The organism is Streptomyces sp. B93 (assembly GCF_018070565.1).
Classification (GTDB): Bacteria; Actinomycetota; Actinomycetes; order Streptomycetales; family Streptomycetaceae; genus Streptomyces.
The window spans coordinates 66,216-72,689 of record NZ_JAGPXL010000037.1; the positions used below are offsets into that span (position 1 = coordinate 66,216).

Here is a 6,474-nt window from a genome sequence, read left to right on the forward strand (position 1 = left end):
GAGAAGACGAACGTGGAGGGGGCGGGCTCAGGCGGCGGCGAACTCGCCGAGGTCCTCCCCGAGCAGCTCCCGCAGCCGGGCGAGGGCACGCACGCACCGGGTCCGCACGGCGGCCGAGCTGACGTGCAGGACGTCGGCGGTCTCCTCGACGCTGCGGTCCTCCCAGTAGCGCAGGACCACCACGGCGCGGTCCTTCGCGGACAGCCGGGCCAGCGCGTCCAGCAGCGTCAGCCGCAGCGCCGCGTCCCCGCTGCCGGGGTCCACCGCCTCCGGCAGGACGTCGGTGGCCCGCTCGGTGCTGCTGCGGCGCCGTCGCTGCGCGAGGAACGTACGGGTGAGGACGGTCTGCGCGTACCCGGCGGGATTGCCGGCCCGGCTCACCCGGTGCCAGCTCACATAGAGCCGCCCCAGCGTCTCCTGGACCAGGTCCTCGGCCAGATGCGTGTCCCCGGCGGTGAGCAGACAGGCCGACCGGTACAGATGTCCGGCCCGCAGCGCCGCGAACTCCGCGTACTCATCGGCCCGCGCCTGTCTCATCCGCAGCTCTCCCCGCCCACCGTCGTGTCGTTGTCCTGACACCTCATTGATGCGGTGGACCCCGGGAAATGTTTCACACGCCCTCGACCACGCCCCGCCCCGGCCCTGCACCTGCTCGGCGCCACGCCCGTAGCCGACGTGCCGGGGGCCGACCGTCGCTGGGTGTGCGGCGGTCGGCCCCCGGTTGTTCATGGTTCAGGGCTGTCGGTCATCCCTCGGCCCAGGAGTACTCGTCGAAGAGCGAGTCGAAGTCGTCGACCTTCTGGAGCAGTTCCAGACCCATGTCACGCGGGAGTATGCATCCCCGCGGCCACATGTAGTCGTCCGGACCCATCCGGATGGGGACCTTCTCCTCGTCCTCGGAGACCCTGAGATTCCAGAACGACCGTTCCCGCCCCATGGTCACGGTGGAGAACTCGGGCTCGACCCCGACGATGAGGGTTTCCTCCTCGCAGTCGTTCCACGAGAACGAGGCCGACACGTGGAGGGGCAGACGCCGGTAGGCATCCCATGCTTCCTCGAGGCCGATCGTCCTGCGCTGGTACCCGGGGTCCCAGGTTTCCATGAGAACCGTCACTGATGTCACCTCCCGTCAGGAAAGGGAAAAGCGTCCGGCGGCCTTAGTGTACGTACCGATCAGGCCGTTCGGCCCGTAGACCTCCAGGGAGTCGAGCCCGAGCTGCTCGGCGTACCCCGCGACGGAGTTCCGGCAGAACCTGCACGTGTCCCGGTCCGTGTACATCTTGGCGTTGCCGCCGAAATAGCCGCGCGACAGGGCCTGGGTCACCATGTCACCTTCGGCGTGATCCTCGTAGGACGTCGCGGTCATCCGGTTCCCCTTGCCCGGGAAGGGCACGGGGCGCTCGAAGTGGCCGTTCTGTCCGTAGACGGATGTCCGGCCGCCGTCGAAGTCCATCCGCCCGAGCGTGTTCGCCGGGGCCTTCGGGTTCACCAAGCGGTCGGCGTCCTCCTGCGCCACGGACTTCATGTTCATGTCCTGGCGCATCTGCGCCAGTTCGGCCTGTACCTCACAGTTCGTCGCGTTGTGGACGAGGACCGGCGTGGCACCCGACAGCACGAAGTAGGTCTGCTGTCCGTCGACCCGCAGGTTGTGGACCTTCTGGCTGCGGCGGGTGTCGTCGACCGCGGTGATCTGGACCCAGGTGCCCGCCGCCGTCTGGAGCCACATGCCCGGCTCCAGGTCCTCCGCGTCGGCCCACCGGCCGTAGTCGGGCAGCCAGAACGGATGCCCCGCCGTGGCGGTGATCTCGCTCGGCTTCGCCTTGCCGCCCTTGCCGTCGGTGTCGACGGTCAGGGTGACCAGGTGCTTCGTTCCGTCACCGGAGATGGTGCCGATGACCTGGCGGGCCTGGAGGTGACCGGTCTCCGGGTCGGCGGCAAGGACGAACTCGCCCTGCCCGACCGTTTCGATGGCCCTCTCGGAGCCGTCCGCCATGAGCACCTTCGTGCCGGGCAGGAAGCTGTTCTTCTTGTCCTTCGGGCAGGACTTCTTGTTCTTCTTGGACTTGGGCTTGCTCTTGGGCTTGCTGCCCTCGCCCTTCGGCTTGGTGTGCTTCGGCTTCGCCTTGGAAGCCTTGTTGCTGTTCTTGATCGCGTCCGCGGCCTTGGCGCCCTTCTTGGCGTACTTGGCCGCCGTGGCCGCCGCGCCGAGGCCCGGGACCGCCGCCGCCATCGACAGGGCCGCGTCGGCGTAGTTGCCCTCCGCCGCGTACCAGATGCCGTTGGCGATGTCGGCCGCCTCGCCGATGACCGGGACCATGCCCGCGACGTCGAGGGCGGCGTGGCCGATGTCGGACAGGGAGATGTCCATGCCGAACAGATGGCCGTCCAGCTCCACGAAGGAGATGGGGTTGCCGCCCGCGAAGGCGTACCGGTTGCCCGTGTAGGGGTCGGTGGCCAGGGACATGTCGGCGAGGGCGTCGCCGTACATGTCGCGGGTGAGGAAGCGGTTCAGGCCCGGGTCGTAGTTCCGGAAGCCCATGTCGTAGGTGCCGGAACCGTCGTCGTAGCGGTGGGCGTTGTAGCGGTACTCGTTGTACGGCTCCTTCTCGGGGTCGCCAGAGTCCGGCTTGTCGGCGCCGGTGAAGCGGCCCTCGTCGTCCGAGCCGTAGGCCGTGTAGCCGTAGGTGGCGCGGGTCGTGCCGTCGGGCTTGGTGACGGCCTCGACGTCGCCCTTCGGGTGGTAGAGGTAGTGGCTGTACTCCTTCGTGCCGTCGGTCTGGTGCTTGACCTGGGTGAGCTTCTGCCCCCACGGCGCGTACTGGTAGGACTTGGTCGCCTTGCCCGCGACCTCCTCCCGCAGCACCTTGTTCTCCATGCCCAGGTAGGTGAAGACCGTGGTCTTGCCCTTGGTGCCGGAGGTGGTCTCCTGCGCGGTGCGGTCGAAGGCGTCGTACTCGTACGTCGTCGACCGCGCGGCCGTGCCCGTGCCCGCCGTGTGCTTCGCGATGCGGTCGAAGCCGTCGTACGTGTACTTCTCCTGCGTCGAGCCGTTGGCCGAGACCGTGTCCAGGCGGCCCAGCGGGTCGTAGTTGTACGTCGACGAGACACCCGACGTCGTCGTCTTGAGCAGGCGGTTGCGGTCGTACGTGGACGTCGTCGTGACGCCCTTGACCGTCTGCTCGACGATGTTGGAGTTGCCGTCGTAGACGTAGGTCTCGGTGCCCGCCGCGTCACCTGTCTTGGTGACCTTGGCGATGCGGTCCTGCGGGTCGTAGTCGAAGACCGACACCGTGTCGAGCGTGTCCGCCGGGTTGTCGGCGTTCATCACCTTCGCGGTGTCCTTGGTGCGGTTGCCGTTCGGGTCGTACTCCAGGTCGTGCGAGGCGACGACCGTCCCGGCCCCGGTCTTCTCGGCCTGCCGCTTGACGGCGCCGTTGAGGTAGTAGGCGTAGTCGACGGTGTTGCCGTTCGGCTTGACCTGCTTCAGCGGCTGGCCGCGGTCGGTGTAGGTGAAGGTGGTGATCTGCTGGTTGCCCGCGGTCGGCGTGTCCGCGTTGGTGATCCGGTCGATCATGTCGCGGACGTCGTACTCGAACTTCGACCAGGTCACGTCGTGCGTGGTCGAGTCGATGTTGCCGTTGCGGTCGTACGTCAGTGACGTGGTGTTCCTGACCGTCGTGCCGAGTTTCTCCTCGACCTTCGTGAGCTGGTTCAGCTCGTCGTAGGCCATGGTGTAGGCGTCGGCCCTGGCACCGGGGGAGAGGTCCTTGACCTCGGTGAGCAGACCGTTGGGGTCGTAGGTGTAGGTGAAGTCCTTCTTCTCGTTGTCGGTCTCGCCCGCGGTGGAGCGGACCAGCTTGACGCCGTCCGCGATCACCGTGCCGTTCGCGTCGTCGGTCAGCGTGATCTTCTGCGTGCCCGACTCGGTGAACGTGTACGAGCCCAGCGACACCCACTCGCCCGCGTTCGCGGACTGGTCGACCCTCTTGGTGGCCGTGCCGGTGGAGTGGGTGACGGTGAACGGGGCGTCGGTGGCCGCGCCCGTCACCTCACCGTTGCGGGTGAAGACCTCGTAGGTGCCGTCCTGCGGGATCACCAGCTGCCAGGTGAAGGTGTCGGCCCCGGTGCCCGCGCCGTTGGTGCGGACGTTGTAGCCCCACTGCTCCGTCGCCTGGGAGGTGTTCCAGGCGCCCTGCTCGGCGGTGTTGTGGATGTCGGACGAGTCGACGACCACGACGTGCCTGCCGACCGGGATGCCGTCGTCGGAGCGCGCCCTCTGGTTGCCCGACGGGTAGAAGTCCCAGGTCATGGTCCGCTGCGAGGAGCCGCCGGCGGAGGTCAGCGTGTTCTTGGTCTGCTGGCCCAGCAGGTTGTAGTCGTAGGTGGTGGTGATGTCGAACGGGTCCCTGGCCTGCCGGACCCAGCCGTTGTCGTAGTACTCGTACGACGTGACGTTGCGGACGGACTGGCCGTCCGACGGCGGTGCCGAGACCTCCTTCAGCTGGCCGACCGAGTCGTACGAGTAGAGCGTGCGGTCGGGGGTGGAGTACCGGGCGTCGTCCTTGTCGAAGGCGGTGAGCTGCTCCTTGACCCGGTTCAGCTCGTCGTAGACCGTCTCCGTGGTGTAGTCGGTCGCGTCGTCCGCGGTGGCTACGCCGCGCGGGCTGATCACCTTGGTGCGGTTGCCGACCTCGTCGTACTCGAACCGGGTCGTGCGGTACGTGATCGTGCCCGAGGTGTCCTCGGAGTACGGCACCTTCACCTGGGTGGTCAGACCACGCCGGTCGAAGGTGGTCTCCGTGGTGTTGCCCTCGGCGTCCGTCGTGCTGTCCACGCGGCCGTCGAGGTCGTAGTGGACGGTGGTGAACTTGCCCTTGGCGTCCGTGGTCCGCACGACCCGGTGGTTCAGGTCGTAGGCGTACTTCGTGGTGAAGTCCGAGGTGTCAGCGGTCGCGTTCTTCTTCGGGTCGACGACGGTGACCAGGTTGCCGACGTCGTCGTACTCGCTGGTGACCTTGTCGCCGTTGGCGTTGACCACCGAGACGGGCTGGTAGACCTCGTCGTAGGAGTAGGTGGTGGTGTAGTCGCCGGCCGTCGCCGTCAGGTTGCCCTTGGGCTCGGTCACCGCCTTGACGTTGCCGACCTTGTCGTACGTGGTGGTCGTGCGGCGCTCGGGGTCACCCGTCTTGTCCACGGGGGCCAGCGAGTCGGTGATCTGGTCGGCCGCGTCGTACACCGAGGAGGTCACGGCGCCGTTGGGCGCGTAGGCCTTCACGATGTTGTTGTTGGCGTCGTACTGCGGCGCCGGGGTGGTGATGAGGGTGCCCTCGGCCTGGTCCTTCGGCGACGTCTGCGCCAGCGGGCGGCCGAAGTAGTCGTAGGCCTGGGTGACCTTGGCGCCCTTGGCGTTGACGGACTCCGTGGTGTTGCCGCGCTCGTCGTAGACGAACCAGGTGGAGTTGTCGAGGGCGTCCGTGATCCGCGCCGGGTAGCCGGACGGGGTGTAGTCGGCGTACGTGGTCGAGTGACCGTTGGCGTCGGTGTCCTTCACCGGCTGCCCGTACGCGTCGTACGTCGTCGTCGACGTGTGGTCCCCGGCGGTGGCGCTGGCCACGCCCTCGGGGTCGGTGACCGAGGTAGGGTTGCCGAAGGAGTCGTAGCCGAACTCCCAGGTGTTCCCCAGCGGGCTGGTCTTGCGCCACAGGTTGGCCGAGTAGCCGTCCGCGCGCGTCTGGTAGACCATCGCCGTCGCCCCGGCCGGGTACTTCGCCGGGTCGCAGTACTCGGTCGGGTTGAACGTCTCCCACGTGCTGGTGGTCTCGGCGTCCCACTGGCGCAGCGGGTAGCCCGTCTTCTGGTCGTAGCAGAAGGCGGCCCTGGCGCCGTTGTTCTCCTCCAGATAGGTGACGTTGTTGTCCGCGTCCCACACCAGCTTGGTGGTCCGGGACTTGGCGTCGACCAGTTCGACCGGGCGGGCGAAGTCGTCGGTGACGTACTTCGTGGCGTGCGACTCGGCGTCCGTGACCGTGGTCCTCGTGAACCTGGTGTTCACGGTGTCCGCGGCGTAGGTGTAGCCGGTGTCGTGGCCGAGCCGGTCGTTGATGGTCTTCGTCCACCAGTGGTACTTGGGGTTGTCGCCGGTCTGCGGGGAGTAGTACGTCAGCCGGGTGGCGTTGCCGCGCGGGTCGGTGGCCTTGACCAGCTTGACGTTCTTGTTGCCCTGGGTGGCGTCGTAGGTGAACTCGAAGACCTTCGGCTGGGACGAGTCCTCACCGTCGGTCATCCGGGCCATCAGGCCCTTGTCGGTGTAGTGGAAGGTGATCTTGCGGCCGGAGATGTCCGTGACGGACTTGATGTGGTCGTAGATCTTGGAGTTGGTCAGGTGGGAGCCGGTGACCTTGGCGCCGCTGTCGTCGATGTACTCGTACGACGCGTCGCCCTTCTTGTAGTAGTCGACGGTCAGGGACTGACGGC

3 protein-coding genes are annotated in these 6,474 nt (G+C 67.4%); all 3 read right to left on the reverse strand.

Annotated elements, in window-relative coordinates:
- Positions 1-27: 27 nt before the first annotated feature.
- Entirely contained in the window at positions 28-537 is a 510-nt protein-coding gene (locus KBY47_RS27815; protein WP_210925679.1) for a SigE family RNA polymerase sigma factor, read from the reverse strand.
- 208 nt (positions 538-745) lie between these two features.
- The gene (locus KBY47_RS27820; protein ID WP_210925681.1) at positions 746-1,102 is read right to left on the reverse strand and encodes a hypothetical protein; all 357 of its coding nucleotides are present in this window, start codon (positions 1,100-1,102) and stop codon (positions 746-748) included.
- Between the two features lie 27 nt (positions 1,103-1,129).
- Positions 1,130-6,474: RHS repeat-associated core domain-containing protein (locus KBY47_RS27825; protein WP_247695337.1), on the reverse strand; the 5,345-nt coding region annotated here is incomplete at its 5' end.

What these genes read in the sequence shown, in the direction of transcription:
- KBY47_RS27815 (WP_210925679.1), bottom strand. Translation starts at nt 537, where the DNA reads ATGAGACAGGCGCGGGCCGATGAGTACGCGGAGTTCGCGGCGCTGCGG.
- KBY47_RS27820 (WP_210925681.1), bottom strand. Translation starts at nt 1,102, where the DNA reads ATGGAAACCTGGGACCCCGGGTACCAGCGCAGGACGATCGGCCTCGAG.